At 65.2% G+C, this 21,691-nt stretch carries 16 protein-coding genes; 2 read left to right on the plus strand and 14 right to left on the minus strand.

All coding sequences use genetic code 11. From position 1 onward, the window contains the following. Positions 1-146: 146 nt before the first annotated feature. From LWE61_RS10485 to phaR, 3 genes are all read right to left on the minus strand, one after another. Entirely contained in the window at positions 147-2,249 is a 2,103-nt protein-coding gene (locus tag LWE61_RS10485) for a malate synthase G (RefSeq protein WP_234150011.1), read from the minus strand. Between the two features lie 138 nt (positions 2,250-2,387). Next, a complete protein-coding gene (locus LWE61_RS10490) occupies positions 2,388-3,293 on the minus strand; it encodes a DMT family transporter (protein ID WP_234150012.1) in 906 nt (301 codons plus the stop codon). A 479-nt stretch (positions 3,294-3,772) separates the two neighbouring features. After that, positions 3,773-4,372 carry a polyhydroxyalkanoate synthesis repressor PhaR gene (gene phaR, locus LWE61_RS10495; RefSeq protein WP_234150013.1) on the minus strand — a complete coding sequence of 200 codons (600 nt, stop codon included), beginning with the start codon at positions 4,370-4,372 and terminating at the stop codon, positions 3,773-3,775. 91 nt (positions 4,373-4,463) lie between these two features. On the opposite strand from phaR, the gene LWE61_RS10500 reads away from it, so the two are divergent. Then, entirely contained in the window at positions 4,464-5,471 is a 1,008-nt protein-coding gene (locus LWE61_RS10500; protein ID WP_234150170.1) for an alpha/beta fold hydrolase, read from the plus strand. 113 nt (positions 5,472-5,584) lie between these two features. Here LWE61_RS10500 and alr read toward each other — a convergent pair whose 3' ends face one another. From alr to LWE61_RS10550, 10 genes are all read right to left on the minus strand, one after another. Next, positions 5,585-6,643: an alanine racemase gene (gene alr / locus LWE61_RS10505; protein ID WP_234150014.1), complete on the minus strand. Its 1,059-nt coding sequence runs from the start codon at positions 6,641-6,643 to the stop codon at positions 5,585-5,587. Between the two features lie 12 nt (positions 6,644-6,655). Beyond that, positions 6,656-8,314 (minus strand): MFS transporter, encoded by a 1,659-nt coding sequence (locus tag LWE61_RS10510; RefSeq protein ID WP_234150015.1) that lies wholly within the window; start codon positions 8,312-8,314, stop codon positions 6,656-6,658. Positions 8,315-8,591: 277 nt separating this feature from the next. Then, positions 8,592-8,963, minus strand: a complete 372-nt coding sequence (locus LWE61_RS10515) for a tRNA-binding protein (protein WP_234150016.1) — start codon at positions 8,961-8,963, stop codon at positions 8,592-8,594. Positions 8,964-9,127: 164 nt separating this feature from the next. Further along, the gene (locus LWE61_RS10520; protein ID WP_234150017.1) at positions 9,128-11,116 is read right to left on the minus strand and encodes an acetyl-CoA carboxylase biotin carboxylase subunit; all 1,989 of its coding nucleotides are present in this window, start codon (positions 11,114-11,116) and stop codon (positions 9,128-9,130) included. Positions 11,117-11,350: 234 nt separating this feature from the next. Then, positions 11,351-12,361: a biotin synthase BioB gene (gene bioB, locus LWE61_RS10525; RefSeq protein WP_234150018.1), complete on the minus strand. Its 1,011-nt coding sequence runs from the start codon at positions 12,359-12,361 to the stop codon at positions 11,351-11,353. Positions 12,362-12,363: 2 nt separating this feature from the next. Then, positions 12,364-14,535: a methylmalonyl-CoA mutase gene (gene scpA, locus LWE61_RS10530; protein ID WP_234150019.1), complete on the minus strand. Its 2,172-nt coding sequence runs from the start codon at positions 14,533-14,535 to the stop codon at positions 12,364-12,366. Positions 14,536-14,618: 83 nt separating this feature from the next. Further along, a complete protein-coding gene (gene mce, locus LWE61_RS10535) occupies positions 14,619-15,056 on the minus strand; it encodes a methylmalonyl-CoA epimerase (RefSeq protein ID WP_234150020.1) in 438 nt (145 codons plus the stop codon). Next, the gene (locus tag LWE61_RS10540; protein ID WP_234150021.1) at positions 15,053-15,517 is read right to left on the minus strand and encodes an OsmC family protein; all 465 of its coding nucleotides are present in this window, start codon (positions 15,515-15,517) and stop codon (positions 15,053-15,055) included. The genes mce and LWE61_RS10540 overlap by 4 nt, the downstream gene beginning before the upstream one ends. Continuing rightward, positions 15,517-16,704: a beta-ketothiolase BktB gene (bktB, locus tag LWE61_RS10545; protein ID WP_234150022.1), complete on the minus strand. Its 1,188-nt coding sequence runs from the start codon at positions 16,702-16,704 to the stop codon at positions 15,517-15,519. The genes LWE61_RS10540 and bktB overlap by 1 nt, the downstream gene beginning before the upstream one ends. A gap of 16 nt (positions 16,705-16,720) precedes the next feature. Continuing rightward, positions 16,721-18,253 carry an acyl-CoA carboxylase subunit beta gene (locus LWE61_RS10550; RefSeq protein ID WP_234150023.1) on the minus strand — a complete coding sequence of 511 codons (1,533 nt, stop codon included), beginning with the start codon at positions 18,251-18,253 and terminating at the stop codon, positions 16,721-16,723. Between the two features lie 163 nt (positions 18,254-18,416). On the opposite strand from LWE61_RS10550, the gene LWE61_RS10555 reads away from it, so the two are divergent. Further along, on the plus strand, positions 18,417-19,832 hold the full coding sequence (locus LWE61_RS10555) for a helix-turn-helix domain-containing protein (RefSeq protein WP_234150024.1): 1,416 nt from the start codon (positions 18,417-18,419) through the stop codon (positions 19,830-19,832). Between the two features lie 183 nt (positions 19,833-20,015). Here the strand turns inward: LWE61_RS10555 and gorA are convergent, their stop codons facing one another. After that, entirely contained in the window at positions 20,016-21,365 is a 1,350-nt protein-coding gene (gene gorA, locus LWE61_RS10560) for a glutathione-disulfide reductase (protein WP_234150025.1), read from the minus strand. Positions 21,366-21,691: the final 326 nt, after the last annotated feature.

A 21,691-nucleotide genomic window follows, 5' to 3' on the forward strand; every position in this document is an offset into this window, starting at 1 on the left:
GGCGGCCCATCTTCCGATGACCCGCCCCCAATCTCGTCATTGCGAGCGTAGCGAAGCAATCCATCACAACGCTAGTGGATTACGTCACAACGATCGCAATGATGCACCTCCCGGCTGTCAGGACAAGCCTGCCCCCATCGCCGCCGTCAGCCCGCCGCCTTCGCCTTCTGGCGATAGGCATGGAGCAGCGGCTCGGTATAGCCATTGGGCTGCTCGACCCCCTGGAACACCAGCGCACGGGCCGCCTCATAGGCGAGGCTCGTCGCCGCATTGCCCGCCAGCGGCCGGTAGAGCGGGTCGCCCCCATTCTGGGCATCCACCTTCACCGCCATCCGCTCGAACGCCGCATCGACCTGCGCCGGGGTGCAGACGCCATGCAACAGCCAGTTGGCGATATGCTGCGAGGAAATGCGCAACGTCGCGCGATCCTCCATCAGGCCGACGTCATGAATGTCCGGAACCTTGGAACAGCCGATGCCCTGATCGATCCAGCGCACCACATAGCCCAGGATGCCCTGCGCATTATTGTCCAGCTCCGCCGCAATCTCCGCCTCGGACCAGTTCTGGCCATGCGCCAGCGGGATGGTCAGCAGCGCGTCGAGCGAGGCCACCGGCTCCGCCTTGCGCTCCGCCTGCCGGGCATAGACGTCCACCTGATGATAATGGGTGGCGTGCAGCGTCGCGGCGGTGGGGGACGGCACCCATGCCGTCGTCGCGCCGGATTTGGGATGGCCGATCTTCTGCTCCAGCATGTCCTGCATCCGGTCGGGCGCGGCCCACATGCCCTTGCCGATCTGCGCCTTGCCGGACAGGCCTGCAGCGAGGCCGATCTGGACGTTGCGATCCTCATAGGCGGCAATCCAGCTCGACGCCTTCATCTCCCCCTTGCGGATCACCGCGCCCGCCCGCATCGACGTGTGCATCTCGTCGCCCGTGCGGTCGAGGAAGCCGGTGTTGATGAACACGATGCGCCCCTGCACCGCCTGGATGCACGCGGCGAGGTTGGCGGACGTGCGCCGCTCCTCATCCATCACCCCGACCTTGACCGTGTGCCGCGCCACGCCCAGAAGATCCTCCACCGCGTCGAACAGGTCGTTGGTAAAGGCCGCCTCGGCCGGGCCGTGCATCTTGGGCTTCACGATATAGACCGAACCCTTGCGGCTGTTGCTGTGGCTGCCCAGGCCTTTCAGGTCATGCAGCGCGATCAGGCTGGTGACGATGCCATCCAGGATGCCCTCCGGCGCCTCCCCGCCATCGGGCAGCAGGACGGCGGGCGTGGTCATCAGATGGCCGACATTGCGCACGAACAACAGGCTGCGGCCCGGCAGGACGAGGGGATTGCCGTCGAGCGCAGTATAGCCCCGGTCGGCATGGAGCCGCCGCGTGACCGTCTGCCCGCCCTTCTCGAAACTATCCTCCAGCGTGCCCTGCATCAGGCCCAGCCAGTTGGCATAGGCGACGATCTTGTCCTCCGCATCCACGGCGGCGACCGAATCCTCCAGGTCGACGATGGTGGTCAGCGCGGATTCCAGCAACACGTCGGCGATACCCGCCGGGTCGTCGCTGCCGATCGCGCTGCTGCGGTCGATCACCACCTCGATATGCAGGCCGTTGTTCTTGAACAGCAGGTTGTCGCCATTGCGGCCCACCAGCTTGGCCGGGTCGGCCAGCACCGGCTCGCCGCCGGTCCACTCGGCCCAGCGCCCCGACGACAACGGCACCGCCCCGTCGAGGAACGCCTTGGCCCAGCCGATCACCGTCGCGCCGCGCGCCTTGTCATAACCGCCACCCGCCGGCAGCGATCCCAGCGCATCGGTGCCATAGAGCGCGTCATACAGGCTCCCCCAGCGCGCATTGGCCGCGTTCAGCACGAAACGGGCGTTGAGGATGGGCACGACCAGCTGCGGCCCCGCGCTCGTCGCAATCTCGTCATCGACATTGGTGGTGCCGACCGTGAAGGGCGCAGGCTCCGGCACCAGATAGCCGATCTCGCGCAGGAAGGCCTGATAGGCCGCGCCATCGACGGGCTGCCCGGCGCGCTCGTCATGCCAGGCGTCGATCCGGGCCTGGAGCGCGTCACGCTGGGCCAGCAGTTCGCGGTTGCGGGGCACGAAGCGTTCGAAGATCGACGCTGCCCCCTGCCAGAAAGCGGCGGCCTCCAGTCCGGTGCCGGGCAGCGCCCGCTCTTCCAGAAACTGCGCAAGGCCCGCGTCCACGCGCAAACCGGCCTTGTCGAGATAGGTCGTCATCACTTGCTCCCCCTGAGAATCGCGGCTGCTTTAGCCAATTATGCGCGCTAACGGTAGGGGGCGACCCGCCGGGCGGGACGGAACACCGCCCGCCTTGCGACGGCCCTGTGTCCGCGCTGGTGCTATGCCCGGCTGACGCTATGCCCGCGACGGGACGGCCGCGACGATGATCCCGGCCAGTATCACCGCCATGCCCCACAGATGATAGGCGTGCAGCACCTCGCCCAGCAAGGCCACCGCCAGCAGGCTGCCGAACAGCGGCATCAGGGAGATCATCTGCCCCGCCCGCCCCGCGCCAATGTCCCGCACCGCGCCATTATAGAGGAGATAGGCGACCACCGACGGCAACACCGCGACATAGGCGAAGGCGCCGATCACCGGTCCGGTCAGCCGCATCGCCGCAATCTGGGCGCTTTCCGTCGCGGCCAGCGGCGCCATCGCCACCATCCCGATCAGGAAGGTCGCAACCAGAAAGGACAGCGGGTGACAATCGGGCCGCAGCCGCAGCAGGCTGGTATAGGCCGCCCAGCACAGCACCGCGCCCAGGATCATCACGTCGCCCCGGTTGAAATCGACTGACACGATGGCCAGCGGCGCACCCTGCGCCACGATCAGCAGGACGCCCGCCGTGGACAGCAGGACACCGCCCACCTGCGCCCATCCGGCGCGGGTGCGAAAGAACAGCCAGTTGAGCAGCAGCACCATCGCCGGGATCGCCGCCTGCACCAGCAGGCCGTTGGTCGCCGTGGTGAAACGCAGCCCCGAATAGAGCAGCGCGTTGAACGCTCCCACCCCGGTCAGCCCCAGCAGCAGCAGCCACCGCCAGCCCGCGATCAGCCTTGGCCAATCCGCCACCACATGCCGCCAGGCAAAGGGCAGGACGACCAGCACCGCACCCGTCCAGCGCACCAGCGCCAGCGTGAAGGGCGGAATGTCGCCCCGCACCGCCCGCGCGACGATGCTGTTACCGGCCCACAGCAGCATGACGATGACCAGCATCGCATAGGGGTGCCACGCAGGCCGCTTTCCGGTCGATTCGGCCATGGCCTTCCTTCCCCCGTCTCCGGCAAACCCGGCTGTCCGCAATTCGACTATTGGCAAATCGACTATCGGTAAATCCAGTGCTGGCGGTAAATCCAGTGCTGGCCAACCGGCCTGCCGGCCACTCCGCTCCCGGCCAATTCCGCCGCCTCCAGCCAATCCGCTCTCCGGCGGGGCCTGCCAGCGGTCGAACCACCGCGCACCCCCGATGCCCGCCCAAAGCCCGCCCAAAGCCCGCCATGCCGACCCCAGCGCAACCGGCACAGGACACAGGACAGAAACCCGCCCAAAGCAGCAAGCCCCTGCGAACCCACTCGTCCCGCGCGCTCATCCACGGGGCAAAGCACCCTCCGCCCTGACGCGCGCGCCATCGGCGACACAACCACCACGAACGACGCCGCCGGCAAAAGGATCAGCGCGGCAACCGGCTCACCGCCCGCGCCGCGACCCATCCCCGGTCGCGCCTATCCCCGGTCGCGCCCTTATTGGGTGAGCTTGTCGATCTTGCTGTTCAGCGCGGCCAGTTGCGCCTTCAGGTCGGCCACTTCCTGCGCGGTCTGCGTTTCGCCCCGCGCGCTTTCCTCCGGGGCGGCGGCGGCGGGCGTGGCCCCCACCCCGCCCAGCGGAACGCCCACGCCCTTGAAGGCGACGGCGGCGGCGTTGAACATCTCCATGTTGCGCTTGGCGATTTCGGCGAAGGGGCCGCCGGCAAAGGCGCCCTCCATGGCCTGCTGGAACTGCATCTGGTTCTTGCGGAACGCATCCATGCTGGCTTCCAGATATTGCGGCACCAGCGACTGCATCGAATTGCCGTAGAGCGAGATCAGCTGGCGCAGGAAGCTGACGGGCAGCATATTCTCGCCCTTCTGCTCTTCCTCCATGATGATCTGGGTCAGGACATTATGGGTGATGTCCTCGCCGGTCTTCGCATCGACCACCACGAAATCGCGGCCTTCGCGAGTCATCTGGGACAACAGGTCCAATGTGATGTAACTCGACGTTTCCGTATCGTAGAGTCGGCGGTTCGCGTACTTCTTGATGACGACGGTATTCCCGCCCTCACTATCTTTAGACCTTGCCATGACAGACCCTCTGACCCCGTTACAGCGCACCCTACCATTGTCCCATGCCGCGCCGCAACACGGACCGCGTCCGCTTCCGTTGTTTTTGAGCATTTTATGGCGGGAAACCGAAGGCGACGCCGACTTCCGCACCCGCGCATTCGCCGGTTTGCGCCGATTCCAGGGTGCAGCACGACCGCAGCATGAAAGGCCGGTCGCCATCGCCGCCAGCGTGGGGCGCGTCCGTCTGCTTCATTATGAACCACTTTCGGCAGCCGACGCGCAAAAGCCGCCCGTGCTGTTCGTCCCCTCGCTCATCAACGCGCCCGATGTTCTGGACATGTCGCCGGACAACAGCCTGCTGCGATTCCTCTGCGCGCAGGGGCATGACGTGTATCAGGTCGATTGGGGCAATCCGGCGGAGGGGGACCGGGATCAGGACATCGGCCGCTATGTCACCGACCTGCTCTTGCCGCTGATCGCCGCCCTGCCCCGCCCGCCGATCATGGTCGGCTATTGCCTGGGTGGGACGATCGCGATCGCGGCGGCGGCGCTGGCCCCCTGCGCCGCGCTGGCGACCATCGCCGCGCCCTGGTGTTTCGACGCCTATCCACAGGGTTTCCGCGACCAGACCCATCAGGCCTGGGCGCTTGCGGAACCCGCCTGCCGGCAGTTGGGCGTGATGCCGATGGAGGTGTTGCAGGCCGGCTTCTGGTCGCTCGACCCGCGCCGCACGATCGAGAAATATGCGATCTTCGCGGACATGGCGCAGGACGATCCCGGCCATGACAGCTTCCTGCTGCTGGAGGATTGGGTGAATGAGGGCGCGCCGCTGACCTATGCGGCGGGGCATGAACTGATCGAACGCTTCTACGCCGCCGATATTCCGGGCAGCGGCCAGTGGATCGTGGGTGGCCAGACCATCGACCCGGCGGCCCTGCCCTGCCCCACGCTGGCCATATCCTCGACCCGCGACCGCATCGTGCCGCACGACGCCCGCCCACCCGCGACCGAGAGGATCTCGCTCGACCTCGGCCATGTCGGCATGGTCGTCGGCCGCTCCGCGCGGCAGAAACTGTGGGAACCGCTCTCGGCCTGGCTCTCCGCACAGGGCGGCTGAAGACACCAAAGCAATCGGCGGCAATGCCCCTACCGGACATTGCCGCCGCTATGCCATCACGCTCTGGTCCACCCATGCCGACGCCATCGGCATGGCCCATCCGATGACCGTGCTCAGATCCACTCCCGGTCGAAACGACCGCCCAGACTGGTCAGCAATTCATATTGCGACAGGCCCGACACGATGGTCGCCTGCGACAGGTCGAACGCGATCTCCACCCAGTCGCCCTCGCCCAGGCTGGGCCGGTCGCTGACATCGACGACCAGCAGGTCCATCGACACCCGGCCCATCACCGGCAGCGCGGTGCCGTCGTCCGCCAGCGCATAGCCGCTGTTGGAGAAACCGCGCATATAACCGTCGGCGTAACCGATGTTCAGCACCGCGGCCTCCCGCGTGCGGTCGGCGGAATAGCTCGCGCCATAGCCTACCGCCTCGCCGCCCCGGATTGTCCGGCGCTGAAGGATCTGCGCGCGCGGGCGCACGACCTGATGGATATAGCCTTCCGATTCCAGCCGCGGCGATCCGCCATAGATGGACAGGCCGGGCCGGGTCAGGTTGTAATGGAATTTCTCGCCCAGCAGGATGCCCGCGCTGTTCGCCAGGCTCAACCGCTTGCCCTTGGCCTTGCGCGCCAGCGAGCCAAAGATCATCGCCTGCACGCCGTTCAGCGGATGCTCCTCGTCGGCGCAGGCCAGATGGCTCATCACCGTGTCGATCTCCAGCCCCTCGAACAGTCCCGCCGAAATGCCGTTGGGGTCGATGCCCAGCCGGTTCATGCCGGTGTCGATCATCACGTCGCACGGACCGCCGCCCGCATCGCGCCACCGCTGGATTTCCGCCGGGGTGTTCAGCACGGGGCGCACGCCGGGCAATGCCTTGGCCGCCGCCATGTCCGCTTCCCGCACGCCATGCAGCACGGCGAGGCCTGCATCGCCGACATGCTCGCGCACCTCGATCGCCTCCGCCCATGTCGCGACGAAGAAATCGCGGCAGCCCACTTTCTTGAGTTGCTGCACCACCTCTACCGCGCCCAGCCCATAGCCGTCCGCCTTGACCGCCGCACCGCAACTGGCCGCACCGCTTTGCTGCGCGAGCCATCGCCAGTTATTGCGGAGCGCGACGGCGTCGAGCGCGAGTTTGAGCGGCGCAGGCGGAGGCGAAGGCAGCGTCATAGCGTTCTTTTCTCAGGAGAAAGTGGCAGGATGGGTGGCGGTGTCGCGGTCATCCCGCAAGCCCCAGAGAGCGACGACCAGCGCGACCGCCACGACGACGATCGTGTACCAGAGGCCCGCATAGGGATCACCCGTGCGCGCCACGATGTAGCTGGAAATGAGCGGCAGGAAGCCGCCGAAATAGCCGGTGCCGATATGATAGGGGATCGACAGGCTGCTGTAGCGGATGGTCGGCGGGAACATCTCCGCCAGCAGCGCCGCGACCGGGCCATAGGTGAAACCGGACAGCGCCGACAGCGCCAGCAGACAGCCGACGATCACCGCGATATTCGCGACGGGCGGTATCTGCTTGTCGAAAGCATAGCCTCGCGCTTCGAGCAGCGGCCGGATATCGGCCGCATCCCGCACGACGACCGGAGTGCCGCCAATCGCCATTTCCAGTCCATCCGCGATGGGCTGGCCAACAGCGTTGCCGGGAGCCGCCACCCTCCCCACCGACGCGACGACGGTGTAGTGCACACCCAGCTTGCTCAGTTCGCCCAGCGCCCGGCCGCACACGCTGGCCTGCTTGTCCGCGAACGGATCGAAGGCGCAGCCCTTGGCCACCACCGTCACCGGCGCGCGCTTCGCGGCCTCCGCCTGCCCCGGATTGGCGGCCGCACCCAATATCCAGAAGATCGGGAAGAGCAGCAGCAGCGTCAGCGCATAGCCGATCACCACCGGCGTCTTGCGCCCGACCTTGTCGGAAATATGCCCCGCCAGGATGAAGAACCCCATGCCCAGCAAGGCCGACACGCCGACGATGATCTCCGCCGCCGTATCCTCCACCCGCATCGGTCCCTTCAGGAAGGACAGGCCGGTGAACATGGCGGTGTACCAGATGACGGTCAGCCCCGCCGCCACGCCGAACAAAGCGACGAGGATGCGCTTCTTGTTGCCCGGATAGGTGAAGCTGTCGCGGATCGGATTGCCGCTGATCTCACCCGCTTCCTTCATCGCCTGGAACACCGGGCTTTCGTTCAGCTTCAACCGCATCCACAGCGAAATGGCGAGCAGCCCCAGCGACAGGATGAACGGGACGCGCCACGCCCATCCGCCCCATGCTTCCGCGCTGAACCCCGCCTTGCAGCTCAGCACCACGATCAGGCTGAGCACGAAGCCGCCGACGACGCTGGCCTGGATATAGCTGGAGAAATAGCCCGCACGCTTGGCGGGCGCATGTTCGACCACATAGATGGCCGCGCCGCCATATTCACCGCCCAGCGCCAGCCCCTGCAGCACGCGCAGCAGGATGACCAATATGGGCGCGGCGATGCCGATACTCTCGGCGGACGGGATCAGGCCGACACCGGCGGTCGCGATTCCCATCAGGATCACCGTCGCCAGAAACGTATATTTGCGGCCCAGCCGGTCACCCAGATAGCCGAACAGCACCGCACCCAGCGGGCGAAAGCCAAAGCCGACCGCGAACCCGGCCCAGACCAGCAATATCTGCAACGTGGGATTGTCGGCGGGAAAGAAGGTCTTGCCGATGATACCGGCCAGCGTGCCGTAGATGAAGAAATCATACCATTCGAAAATGGTGCCTGCGGACGATGCGGCGATGACCAGCCGCATATCGCTGGGCTTTACCTCTCCCCGGTCAGCGGATGCCGCCACGTTGCCTGCCATTAACCCTGTTCCCCACGAACCCGAAAATCGGCTGTGCCTCTACAGTCGCATCAACGCAAGGGCTTTAGGGACCATGCGAGACGAGGTGCATAGCGCGATAAGGTTAACGATGCCCCACCAGAAAGCGCGGAAATCCGTGGGCGACCCAGAGACGTACCGAAATGCGCGAAGAGCCTGTGCCTGTTGCCGCATCGCCCCTTATCCACAGCCGACCTCCCACAGAGTATGGGACGCCGGGTAACGTAAAGGCACGAAAGGCGCGTTTCCAGACAAGCCCTCAGAACAGGCGCGATCCGTCCGGCACCCGCCTGTCCGGCGCGAACAGCATCACCGCGCCCGCATCGTCGGCAAAGCCCAGCGTCAGCACTTCGGACATATATTTGCCGATCTGGCGGGGCGGGAAATTCACCACCGCCGCGACCTGCCGCCCCGGCAGGCTCTCGATGGGGTGGTTTTCGGTGATCTGCGCGCTGCTCTTGCAGATGCCGATCCCCGCGCCAAAGTCGATGAGCAGCTTGATCGCGGGCTTGCGCGCCTCCGGGAAAGGCTCCGCCGTCAGGATGGTGCCGACCCGAATATCGACCTTGAGAAAATCGTCGAAAGCGATTTCGGCGGCGGGCGGCGCGGCGGGATCATGGGAGAGATGCATGGCGCAACAATAGCAGATGGCGCGCCTTTGGGGAGGGGGTGGACGACCGCAAGGTCGCTGTTGCCCTGACGGGTAACACACCCCACCTCTGTCCGTCACCCCGCACAAAAAAGGGCCGGGGAAGGCTTCCCCTCCCCGGCCCGCATCCTCCCCAATCCCTCAAATCATTCCAGTTCGAGGATGATCGCGTCCACGGCCAGGCTCTCGCCCGCCTTGGCGTTCACGGCCTTGACCGTGCCGGTCTTCTCGGCGCGCAGGATATTCTCCATCTTCATCGCCTCGATCACGGCCAGCGGCTGGCCCGCCTCCACCTTGTCACCCTCGGCCACGTTCAGCGACACGAGCAGGCCTGGCATCGGGCAGATCAGGAAGCGCGACAGGTCCGGCGGGATCTTCTCGATCATGTGCGCGGCCAGCGGCGCGACATGCGCGGGCAGGACGCGGATGTTGTGGATCGCCCCGCGCGTGGTCAGCTTCCATCCGCCCCGGATCGGCGCGACGCGCACCGCCAGAACTTCATCGGCAAAGCGCGCCTCGACCGTCCGGTCGCCGGGGATATAGTCGATCTCGATTTCGACCGGCTTGCCGTCCACCGTCACGCCGTCGTCGGACACGATGACGTCATGCACTTCGCTGCCGACCTTCGTCTGCCAGCCCGTGGGCGCGGACAGGGGCGTGCTGCCCAGCTGGCCGTCGATGTGCCGGGCGCGCTCGGCCTGGCTCTTCGCGATGAACGCCGCGACCGCCGCCAGCTTGACGGTCAGTCCCTCGGCCAGCGCCGCGCCGTGGAAGCCCTCCGGGAACTCCTCCGCGATGAAGCCGGTGGTGATGTTGCCACTGCGGAAACGCGGATGCTGCATCAACGCCGACAGGAAGTCGATGTTGTGGCCCAGTCCCTCCAGCTCGAACTTGTCGAGCGCGGCGACCTGCTTGTCGATCGCTTCCTCGCGGGTCGGCGCCCAGGTGATGAGCTTGGCGATCATCGGGTCATAGAACATCGACACTTCGCCGCCCTCGACCACGCCGTCGTCCACCCGCACGCCATCGACCGCTTCGGGCGGATTATAGCGCACGAGGCGACCCGTCGACGGCAGGAAGCCGCGATAGGGGTCTTCGGCATAAACGCGGTTCTCGACCGACCAGCCGTTCAGCTTCACGTCCTCCTGCTTGAACGCCAGCGCCTCGCCATTGGCGACGCGGATCATCTGCTCGACTAGGTCGAGGCCGGTGATCTCCTCCGTCACGGGATGCTCGACCTGAAGGCGGGTGTTCATCTCCAGGAAGTAGAAACCGTCGCCGGTTTTGTCCGCGCCGGAGACGATCAGCTCGACCGTGCCCGCGCTGAAGTAACCGACGGCACGCGCCAGCGCGACGCACTGCTCGCCCATCTTCTTGCGCATTTCGGGCGAGACGAAGGGCGAAGGCGCCTCCTCCACCACCTTCTGGTGGCGACGCTGGATCGAACATTCCCGCTCGTTGAGGTATAGGATATTGCCATGCTGGTCGCCCAGCACCTGAATCTCGATATGGCGCGGGCTTTCGATGAACTTCTCGATGAACACGCGGTCGTCGCCGAACGAGGCCAGGCCCTCGCGCTTCGTGGCCTCAAAGCCCTCGCGCACGTCCTGCTCGCTATAGGCCAGGCGCATGCCCTTGCCGCCGCCGCCGGCCGACGCCTTCATCATCACCGGATAGCCGATCTCGTTGGAGATCTTCACCGCATGTTCGGTATCGTCGATCACGCCGACGAAGCCGGGGACGACGTTCACGCCCGCTTCCAGCGCCAGCTTCTTGGACTCGATCTTGTCGCCCATCGCGGCAATCGCATTGGCGGGGGGACCGACAAAGATGATGCCCTCGGCGTCCAGCGCCTTGCGGAAGCTCTCCCGCTCCGACAGGAAACCATAGCCGGGGTGGACCGCATTCGCGCCGGTCTTCTTGGCCGCCTCGATGATCTTGTCGGCGATCAGATAGGATTGGGCGGCGGGCGACGGGCCGATATGCACGGCCTCATCGGCCAGCAGCACATGCGGCGCGCGGCTGTCCGCGTCCGAATAGACCGCAACGGTCGCGATGCCCATTTTCCGCGCCGTGCGGATAACGCGGCAGGCGATCTCGCCGCGGTTTGCGATCAGGAGCTTGGTGATTGCCATTGTTATCCCTGTCTTCCCATTCCTGTCAGCCATTCGGCTGAGCGTGTCCTGTCAGCCGTTCAGGCTGAGCGTGTCGAAACCCCGTTCTGCCCCTCGAAGAAGAAGGGCAGCCCTTCGACAAGCTCAGGGCGAACGGGGTAATTTCAGTCACCGTGCAGACACTGCCGGTTTCAACCATCACGTAAAAATCAGGCGGTCGGCATAAGGGCGTCCGCCGTCATCAACGCCTATCTTTCACTCGGCCGCTTCTTCCAGATGCCCGTGCGGGGCCGCCTGCATCGCGCTGATCCCCAGCATCGCCAGCAGCGCCGCATCCTTGTCATCGCCGGAATTGGGCGCAGTCAGCAGCTTGTCGCCGGTGAAGATGCTGTTAGCGCCCGCCATGAAGGACAGGGCCTGACCCGACTTGCTCATGCTCTCACGCCCGGCGGACAGGCGCACCATCGCCATCGGCATGGTGATGCGCGCCACGGCGACCGTGCGCACGAACTCGATCTCGTCGATCTCCGCCATCGGCGTGCCGGCCAGCATGTCGCCCAGCACCGTGCCCTTCACCGGGACGAGCTGGTTGATCGGCACGCTCTCCGGGTGCGGCATGCTGGCCAGCGCGTGGAGGAAGCCGACACGGTCCGCCCGCTCCTCACCCATGCCGACGATGCCGCCGCAGCACACGTTGATCCCCGCCGAACGGACATTCTCCAGCGTCTCGATCCGGTCCGCAAAGGTCCGGGTCGTAATGACGTTGGCGTAATTCTCCGGCGATGTGTCGATGTTGTGGTTATAATAGTCGAGGCCCGCGTCGGCCAGTTGCTTCGCCTGCCCCTCGGTCAACATGCCCAGCGTCATGCAGGTCTCCAGACCCATCTGCCGCACGCCCTGCACCATCTCGATGAGGGCGGGCATGTCCCGTTCCTTGGGGTTGCGCCATGCCGCGCCCATGCAAAAACGGCCCGACCCATGGTCCTTCGCCTGCGCCGCCGATTGCAGCACGGCCTGCACGTCCATCAGCTTGGTCGCCTTGACGCCGCTGTCCGCATCCTTGGACTGGCTGCAATAGCCGCAATCCTCCGCGCAACCGCCGGTCTTGATCGACAACAAAGTCGAAAGCTGCACCTCGTTGCGCGGATGGTTGGCGCGGTGGATCGTCTGCGCCTCATAGAGCAAATCCATGAACGGCAGGTCGAACAACGCCGCGATCTCCTCGCGCGTCCAGTCGGTCCGCGGTGTCGTCTGATACTGGCCCATGGTCACTCCGCAGCCTCCGAAAGCTCGCCCGCGGGCGGCATGTTGTGGCCCAGCAGGCGCAGAACGTCCGCCGCGCACTCCACGACGTTGGAGCCGGGACCATAAATGCCCTGAACCCCTGCCTCGCGCAGATAGTCATAGTCCTGCGGCGGGATGACGCCGCCCGCGATCACCTTGATGTCGCTACGCCCCTGTTCGCGCAGCAGGCGGATCAGTTCGGGGATCAGCGTCTTGTGACCGGCGGCGAGGCTCGATGCGCCCACCACGTCCACGCCGCTTTCCAGCGCGACGACCACCGTCTCCTCCGGCGTCTGGAACAGCGGGCCGGACACGATCTCGAAACCCATGTCGCCGAACGCCGACGCGATGATGTTCGCGCCGCGATCATGGCCGTCCTGGCCCATCTTGGCGATCATGATCTTCGGCTTGCGGCCCAGGCGCCGCTCCACGGCGGACACGCCGTCCAGCACCTGCCGCCAGCGGCTGTCGCCTTCATAGGGCGCGCCGTACACGCCCTTCACCGGGGTCGGCGTGGTGCCGTACCGGTCGAAGCTCTCCTCCATCGCGGCGGAAATCTCGCCCAGCGTCGCACGGGCGCGGGCGCACTCAACCGCCAGCGCCAGCAGGTTGTTCTCCAGGCTCGCCGGGGCCGCCGCACCATCGCGCAGGGCCTGCAACGCGGCCTCGCACTTCGCGCTGTCCCGCTCCGCCTTGGTCTTGTTGATCCGCGCGATCTGCCCCTCGCGCACCTTGGCGTTGTCGACTTCGAGGGTTTCGAGGAAATCCTCGGTCGCGAGGCGATATTTGTTCACGCCCACGATCACGTCGTCGGCCCGGTCCACCCGCGCCTGACGCGCCGCCGCCGCCGTTTCGATCATCGCCTTGGGCCATCCCGCCGCCACGGCCTTCGCCATGCCACCTTCGGACTGCACCCGGTCGATGATCTCCTGCGCCTGATCGACCAGTTGCTGGGTCAGCGCCTCGATATAATAGCTGCCGCCCAGCGGATCGACGACCTTCGTCATCCCGGTTTCTTCCTGGATGATGATCTGCGTGTTGCGCGCGATGCGGGCGGAGAAATCCGTCGGCAAAGCAATGGCTTCGTCCAGCGCGTTCGTATGAAGGCTCTGCGTGCCGCCCAGCATGGCGGCCATCGCCTCCACCGTGGTGCGGATGACATTGTTGTACGGATCCTGCTCGGTCAGCGACACGCCGCTGGTCTGGCAATGGGTCCGCAGCATCTTGGACCGCTCGTCCTGCGCGCCCAGCGTCGTCATCGCCCGGTGCCACAGCACGCGCGCGGCGCGCAGCTTGGCGATTTCCATGAAGAAATTCATGCCGATGGCGAAGAAGAAGCTCAGACGGCCTGCAAACTTGTCGATGTCCAGCCCTGAAGCGACACCATATTTCACATATTCCATGCCGTCCGCGATGGTGAAGGCCAGCTCCTGCACCTGCGTCGCGCCGGCCTCCTGCATATGATAGCCGGAGATGGAGATGCTGTTGAACTTGGGCATCTCGCGCGAGGTATAGCCGAAGATGTCGGAGATGATCCGCATACTCGGTTCCGGCGGGTAGATGTAGGTGTTGCGGACCATGAACTCCTTGAGGATGTCGTTCTGAATGGTCCCATCGAGCAATTTGCGATCGACGCCCTGCTCCTCCCCCGTCACGATGAAGAAGGCGAGGATCGGGATGACCGCGCCGTTCATCGTCATGGACACCGACATCTTGTCGAGCGGGATGCCGTCGAACAGGATTTTCATGTCTTCGAGGGTGTCGATGGCCACACCCGCCTTGCCCACGTCGCCGGTGACGCGCGGATGGTCGCTGTCATAGCCGCGATGGGTGGCGAGGTCGAAGGCGACAGACAGGCCCTTCTGCCCCGCGGCAAGGTTACGCTTGTAGAAAGCGTTGGATTCCTCGGCGGTGGAGAAACCGGCGTACTGGCGGATCGTCCAGGGACGGCCCGCATACATGGACGCGCGCACGCCGCGCGTGAACGGCGCAAACCCCGGCAGGCCCGGCTCGACCGTCACGTCCTCGGCTGTGTAGAGCGGCTTGACGGCGATGCCTTCCGGCGTCTGCCAGGTCAGGTCACGGCCCTTCACTTCCTTGTCGGCGGCGGCGGCCCACTGGTCGAGTGTCGGGCCGTTGTTCGTGCTGTCGGTCATAGTCGTATCCCGTTCCCGTTCGGGTGAAGCCGTCAAATCCCGCTGCCCCCCTCCAGAACGGGCGGCAGCGGGCCAAAAATCTGTCAGTGCGCCTCTTTCGGCGTCTCCATGATCTCGGTCAGTTGCCCGCCCATGTCCTTGGGGTGGACGAAGAAGATCAGCGTGCCATGCGCGCCGATGCGCGGTTCGCCCAGCACCCGCTTGCCCTGCCCCTCGAACCACGCCTTGGCCGCCAATATGTCCGGCACCTCATAACAAATATGGTGCTGGCCGCCGAGCGGGTTGTTGGCGATCCACTTGCCCACCGCGCTGTCCGGCGTCGTCGCCTGCAACAGCTCGATCTGCGTGCCCGCGGTGCCATTCTCGCCCGGTGTGTTGACGAAGGCGACGCGCACCTGCTGGCTCTCCAGCACGAACGGCTCGGTAATGTCCGTCGCGCCCATCACATCGCGGTAAAAGGCGATGGAGGCGTCGAGGTCGGGCGTCGCGACGCCGATGTGATTCAAACGGCCGAGTTTCATTGTACAGGTTCCACTGTCACCGGAAAATTGACGGAATTGGCGATATAACACAGGTCATGCGCGTCATGGTGGAGCCGCTCGACCAGCGTCGGGTCGGCGTCGCCCGCAAAGGCGATGCGGGGGTGCAGCACCGCCCGCACCATCGCGACCCGCCCGTCCTCCCGCTTGTCCAGGTGGCCCGACGCGCTGTCCTCATAGGACAGCACATCCAGCCCGTTCTGGGACGCCAGATGGAGGAAGGACATCATATGACAACTGGCGAGAGCCGCGACGAGAGCCTCCTCCGGGTCCACCGCCGCCGCATCGGAATAGGGCAAGGGCACGACCAGAGGCGAGGAGGACGCCGCCACCTCCGCCCCGCCATCGAAGCGCCAGCGGTGCGCGCGGCTGTAACGGCGGGTGGCAAACGCCACATCGCCGCTCGCCCGCCACTCCACCGTCGCTTCGTGGACATGGTGCATCAGACGTTCTCGATCACCAGCGCGATCCCCTGACCGCCGCCGATGCACATCGTAATCAGGGCATATTTGCCGCCGATCCGCTTCAGTTCGTACACCGCCTTGATCGTCATGATGACGCCGGTGGCGCCGACCGGATGGCCCAGCGACACGCCGCTGCCATTGGGGTTCACCTTGTCGGGATCGAAACCCAGCACCTTGGCCACCGCCGCCGCCTGCGCCGCGAACGCCTCATTGCTCTCGATCACGTCGATCTGGTCGAGCGACAGGCCTGCTCGCTCCAGCGCGATCGGCGCGGCCTTGATCGGCCCCTCGCCCATATATTCCGGTTCCACGCCCGCATGACCCCAGGCGACGATCTTCGCCAGCGGCTTCAGGCCGCGCTTCTCCACTTCCGCGCCAGTGGCGAGGAGGACGGAAGCCGCCGCATCGTTGATGCCCGACGCATTGCCCGCCGTGACCGAACCGTCCTTCTTGAAGGCCGGCTTCATCGCGCCCAGCGTCTCCGCCGTGGTCTCGGCGCGGACATGCTCGTCCGTGTCGAAAATCGTCACGCCCTTGCGCGTCTTGATCTCGATGGGGAGGATCTGCTCCTTGAAGCGCCCCTCCGCAATCGCGCGCGCCGCGCGCTGGTGGCTCGTCGCGGCCAGCCCGTCCATGTCGGCGCGGCTGATGCCGTGGCGCTCCGCCACATTCTCCGCCGTGATGCCCATGTGGAAGCCGCCGATGGCGTCCGACAGGCCGTGCGTCAGCGCGTCTTCCTGGCTGTTGTCGCCCATCTTCCGGCCCCAGCGCACGCCATGGTCGTGATAGGGGACGTTGGACATGCTTTCCGCGCCGCCCGCGACGGTGATGCCCGCCTCGCCCAGCCGCATCATCTGCGCGGCGGAGACGATGGCCTGCACGCCCGACCCGCACAGCCGGTTCAGCGTCAGCGCGGGCACCGCCGCCGGAATACCGGACTGGAGCGCGATGACCTTGGACAGCATATTGTCGCGCGCGCTGGTCTGCATGACCTGCCCGATCACGACATGGCCGACATCCTCCGGCGCCACATTGGCGCGCCTGAGCGCCTCCGTCGTCACCAGCGCACCCAGTTCCGAAGGCTTGAACCCCTTCAGCGTGCCACCGAAATCACCGACCGCCGTGCGGACACCGCTGACGATATAGACATCCTGTAGTTCAGACATGGGGGTTCCTTTCGCCTTACAGCGGGATGTTGTCGTGCTTCTTCCACGGATTTTCCAGCGACTTGTTCCGCAGCTTGCGCAGGCCCAACGCGATGCGCTTGCGGGTCGAGTGCGGCTGGATCACCTCGTCGATGAAGCCCTTGCTCGCCGCCACGAAGGGGTTGGCGAAACGGTCTTCATATTCCTTCGTCTTTTCAGCGATTTCTTCCGGGGTCTTGCCACGGAAGATGATCTCGACCGCGCCCTTGGCACCCATCACCGCGATTTCGGCGGTGGGCCATGCGAAGTTCAAATCGCCGCGCAGATGCTTGGAGGACATGACGTCATAGGCGCCGCCATAGGCCTTGCGCGTGATGATCGTAATCTTGGGCACCGTCGCCTCGGCATAGGCGAACAGCAGTTTCGCGCCATGCTTGATGATGCCGCTATGCTCCTGGCCCACGCCGGGCAGGAAGCCGGGCACGTCCACGAACGTCACCAGCGGGATGTCGAACGCATCGCAAAAGCGCACGAACCGGCCCGCCTTCTTGGACGAATTGATGTCCAGCACGCCCGCCATCGCCAGTGGCTGGTTGGCGACGATGCCGACGGTCCTGCCCTCGACCCGGCCGAAACCGACGATGATGTTGGGCGCGTGCGCGGGCTGCACCTCGAAGAAATCGCCTTCGTCCAGCACCTTCTTGATGACTTCATGCATGTCATAGGGCTGGTTGGCGTTGGCCGGGATCACGAAGTCGAGGCTGTTCTCGATCCGGTCCCAGGCGTCCACGGTCGGGCGCGTCGGCACCGGCTCACGGTTGGATGCGGGCAGATAGTCCACGAAGTCGCGGACGGAGAGCAGCGCCTCCAGGTCGTTCTCGAACGCGATGTCGGCCACGCCGGACTTGGTCGTGTGCGTGATCGCGCCGCCCAGTTCCTCCTGCGTGACGATCTCGTTCGTCACCGTCTTCACCACGTCCGGGCCGGTCACGAACATGAAGCTCGAATCCTTCACCATGAAGATGAAGTCGGTCATCGCGGGGGAATAGACCGCGCCGCCCGCGCACGGGCCCATGATGACGCTGATCTGCGGGATCACGCCGGATGCGTTGACGTTGCGCTGGAAAATCTCGGCGTAACCGGCGAGCGATGCGACGCCCTCCTGGATGCGCGCGCCGCCGGAATCGTTCAGGCCGATGAACGGTGCGCCGACCTTCATCGCCATGTCCATGACCTTGCAGATCTTCATCGCGTGCCGCTCCGACACCGCGCCGCCGAACACCGTGAAATCCTGGCTGAACAGGAAGACGAGGCGGCCGTTGATCGTGCCCGATCCGGTGACGACGCCGTCGCCGGGGATGTGATTCTCGTTCATGCCGAAATCGACGCAATTATGCTCGACATACATGTCGACCTCTTCGAAACTGCCCTCGTCGAGCAGGACTTCGATGCGTTCGCGGGCGGTCAGGCGGCCCTTGGCATGTTGGTTGTCGATGCGCCGCTGTCCACCGCCCAAACGGGCAGCGTCGCGCTTGGCTTCGAGCTTTTCGAGAATGGCGAGCTTGGACATGCGGATTATCGTTCCTGTTGTGAATAGCTCCGGATGAGGCGCACTCTCAGGCTTTGGGCTCAAGCGCAACTGTGAATTTGCGGAATTGCAAATTGCAAATTTGCAAACTAGGGGCCACACATATGTTTTGGTTGGTTATGTTGTTAAGGCGGAAGGAAACAGCTTGGCGCGCGGCACCCGCCTCTTCGTCGGTCCGAAGGTCCGGCAACTCCGGCTTGAACAGCGGCTGGATCAGGCCGGCATGGCCCGATTGCTGGGCATTTCGGTCAGCTATCTCTCCCAGCTTGAAAATGACGACCGCCCCCTGACCGCGAAGGTCAAGGCCGCCCTCGCCCGCGCCTTCCCGCTCGACTGGTCCAGCTTCGACGAGCGGCAGGAGGAGCAGTTACTGGGCGCCTTCAACTGGGCAATGGCCAGCCCCGCCGTCGGCTCTCCCCCCGCCGACCCGGAACGGACGGAGCGGCTGCTGCTCCACTATCCCGATTTCGCCGCCCGCTATGTCGACCTCCACCACGCCTGGCGGCAGGCGCAGGACCGCATCGCGATGATGGAGGAGGCGCTGGCCAGCGACGCCGCCCCCGCCGCCCGCATGCCGTGGGAACTGGTGCGCGACTGGTTTCACGAGGCAGGCAATTATATCCACGCCCTCGATTGCCGGGCGGAGGATCTGGCGGAGGAACTGGGCCTCACCGGCCCGGACGCCGAAACCCGCCTGATCGCAGCCCTTGCCGACCGCCACGGCTGCGCGACCGATCTCGTGGAGGCGTCCGGCGACATGCAGCGTGCCTTTGATCCCCACGCCAATCGCCTGCGCATCAACGCCGCCCAGCCACCGCAAACCCGCGCCTTCCTGCTCGCGGTGCAACTCATGCGGCTGGAGGCAGGCGACATGCTCGCCGAACTGGTGGCCGGCGCCCGGACCGGAGACCGGGGCACAGATGCTCTTCTCCATATCGGCCTTGCCAACTATGGCGCGGGCGCGCTCCTCATGCCTTATCGCCGCTTCCGGGATACAGCGCGCGAACTGCGCCATGACATCGATCCGCTGGCCCGCGCCTTCGGGGTCAGCTTCGAACAAGCCTGCCATCGCCTCTCCACCCTGCAACGGCCGGGCGCGCGGGGGATCCCCTTCTTCTTCTGCCGCGTCGACATGGCGGGCAATATCACCAAGCGGCACAGCGCCACCCGCTTGCAATTCGCCCGTTTCGGCGGAGCCTGTCCGCTCTGGGTGGTGCATGAGGCTGTGGCGATCCCCGACCGTATCCAGGTGCAGCTTGGCGAGACACCCGATGGCGTGCGCTATGTTTCCATGGCGCGCGGGCTGGTGAAACCTTCGGGCAGCTATGCCCGCGCCCCGCGTCGCTACGCCGTGGTGCTGGGCTGCGAGATAGAGCATGCGGCCAACTTCATCTATGCCGATGGCCTGCGGCTGGCAGACGAGGCGGCTGCGACTCCCATAGGCACCAGTTGCCGCCTGTGCCCTCGACAGGGCTGCGACCAGCGTGCCTTCCCCCCCATCGACCGCCCGATCCGCGTAGACCCGGACCATCGCCATGTCGTGCCCTATTCGGTGGAATGACCCTAACCTCTTAGAGGGACGAGCCAAGGGTGGGTAGCGGCCCTCCGTACCCCGATGCGCTCACCCCTGCACCTCCCCCACACGTCATCCCGGCAAAAGCTGGGATCTGTCGCAGCGAAGCACCACCTGCTGAGGAATATCCCAGTCTTCGCCGGGATGACGAGAAATGAGGCGAGTTAGCCCCTATTTCATCAACACCAGTTCCTCCGCCATGCTGGGATGCAGCGCGACTGTATCGTCGAAATCCGCCTTGGTCAGGCCCGCCTTCACCGCAATGGCGGCGGCCTGCAAAATTTCCGGCGCATCCGGCCCGATCATGTGGATGCCCACGACCTGCCCCGTCTCGCCATGGCAGACCAGCTTGTAGAGGCTGCGCTCGTTGCGTCCCGCCAGCACATTCTTCATCGCGCGGAAATCGGATGAATAGACCTTGATCGTGCCCAGCTTGTTGCGCGCCTCCGCCTCGGTCAGGCCGACGGAGGCAATCGGCGGCTGCGAGAAGACCGCGCTCGGCACGCAGCTGTAATCGACCGTGCGCGGCGTGTTGCCGAACACCGTATCCGCAAAGGCCTGCCCCTCGCGGATCGCCACCGGGGTCAACTGGATACGGTCGGTCACATCGCCCACCGCATAGACGCTCTCGACATTGGTGCGGTTCTGCTCATCCACCTTGATTGCGCCCTGATCGTTCAACTCGATCCCAGCGTTCTCCAACCCCAGTCCGGCGATATGCGGCTTGCGGCCCATGGCGAACAATATCTGGTCGCAGTCGATGGGGTCGCCCGGCCCCTTCAGATGCGCGCGCAGGCTGCCATCCTCCAGTTTCTCGATCCGCTCGAACGGAGCGTTGAAGCGGAAGATGATGCCCTTACCCATGGAGATTTGCAGGAGCCGATCGCGTAACTGCTCATCATAGCCCCGCAGGATCGTGTCCGAGCGGTTGACGATCGTCACCTGGCTGCCAAACTCATGGAAAATACCTGCAAACTCATTGGCGATATAGCCGCCCCCCGCGATCAGGATGCGGCGCGGCAACTTGTCCAGATGGAACACCTCGTTGGAGGTGATGCCATGCTCCGCCCCCTCAATGTCCGGCAACACCGGCCATGCACCCGTTGCGATCAATATCCTGCCCGCCGTCACCACCTTGCCGCTGGCCAGCCGCACAGCGTTCGGCCCCTCGATGATGGCGCGTTCGTGGAAGATCGTGACCTTATTCTTGTCCAGTGTCTCGGTATAGAGGCCGTTCAGCCGATCGACCTCGCCCAGCACGCTGTCACGCAGGCGCGGCCAGTCGAACGAACATTCCGGCACATTCCAGCCAAACCGGCGGGCATCATGCAGATCCTCCGCGAAATGCGCGCCATAGACGAGCAGTTTCTTGGGCACGCAGCCGCGAATGACGCAGGTGCCACCAACACGATATTCCTCCGCGACCGCCACCCGCGCGCCATAGGCTGCGGATACGCGCGACGCCCTTACGCCACCGGACCCGGCACCGATCACAAACAGGTCGAAATCAAACTCGCTCATCGCCGATCCTCTGGGCCATCATGCTGGTGGCGCATATGGCGTGCGCCCCCCACCCCGCGCAACCGGCTTTTCCCGCTCAGACTGATCGACGGCCTGCGTCATCAGGACAGCATGGGAACCGGACGCCGCCCATTCCCGTTTCAGGCCATCATTCCCCAATCAGGGGATGATCCCGTACGCATCCCATTGTAAACGCCATTCCTGGCAAGGACAGAATCATGTCACTAGGACGACATTTGTGCGACAGGTGCGCGGTAGCGAATATTGTTACATGAAGGCATTGCCATAGCTTGACCGCGACATTCATCCTATCCGTCCCCGCAACT

The sequence above is a fragment of the Sphingobium sufflavum genome (genome assembly GCF_021403115.1).
In the GTDB taxonomy this organism is placed as follows: Bacteria; Pseudomonadota; Alphaproteobacteria; order Sphingomonadales; family Sphingomonadaceae; genus Sphingobium; species Sphingobium sufflavum.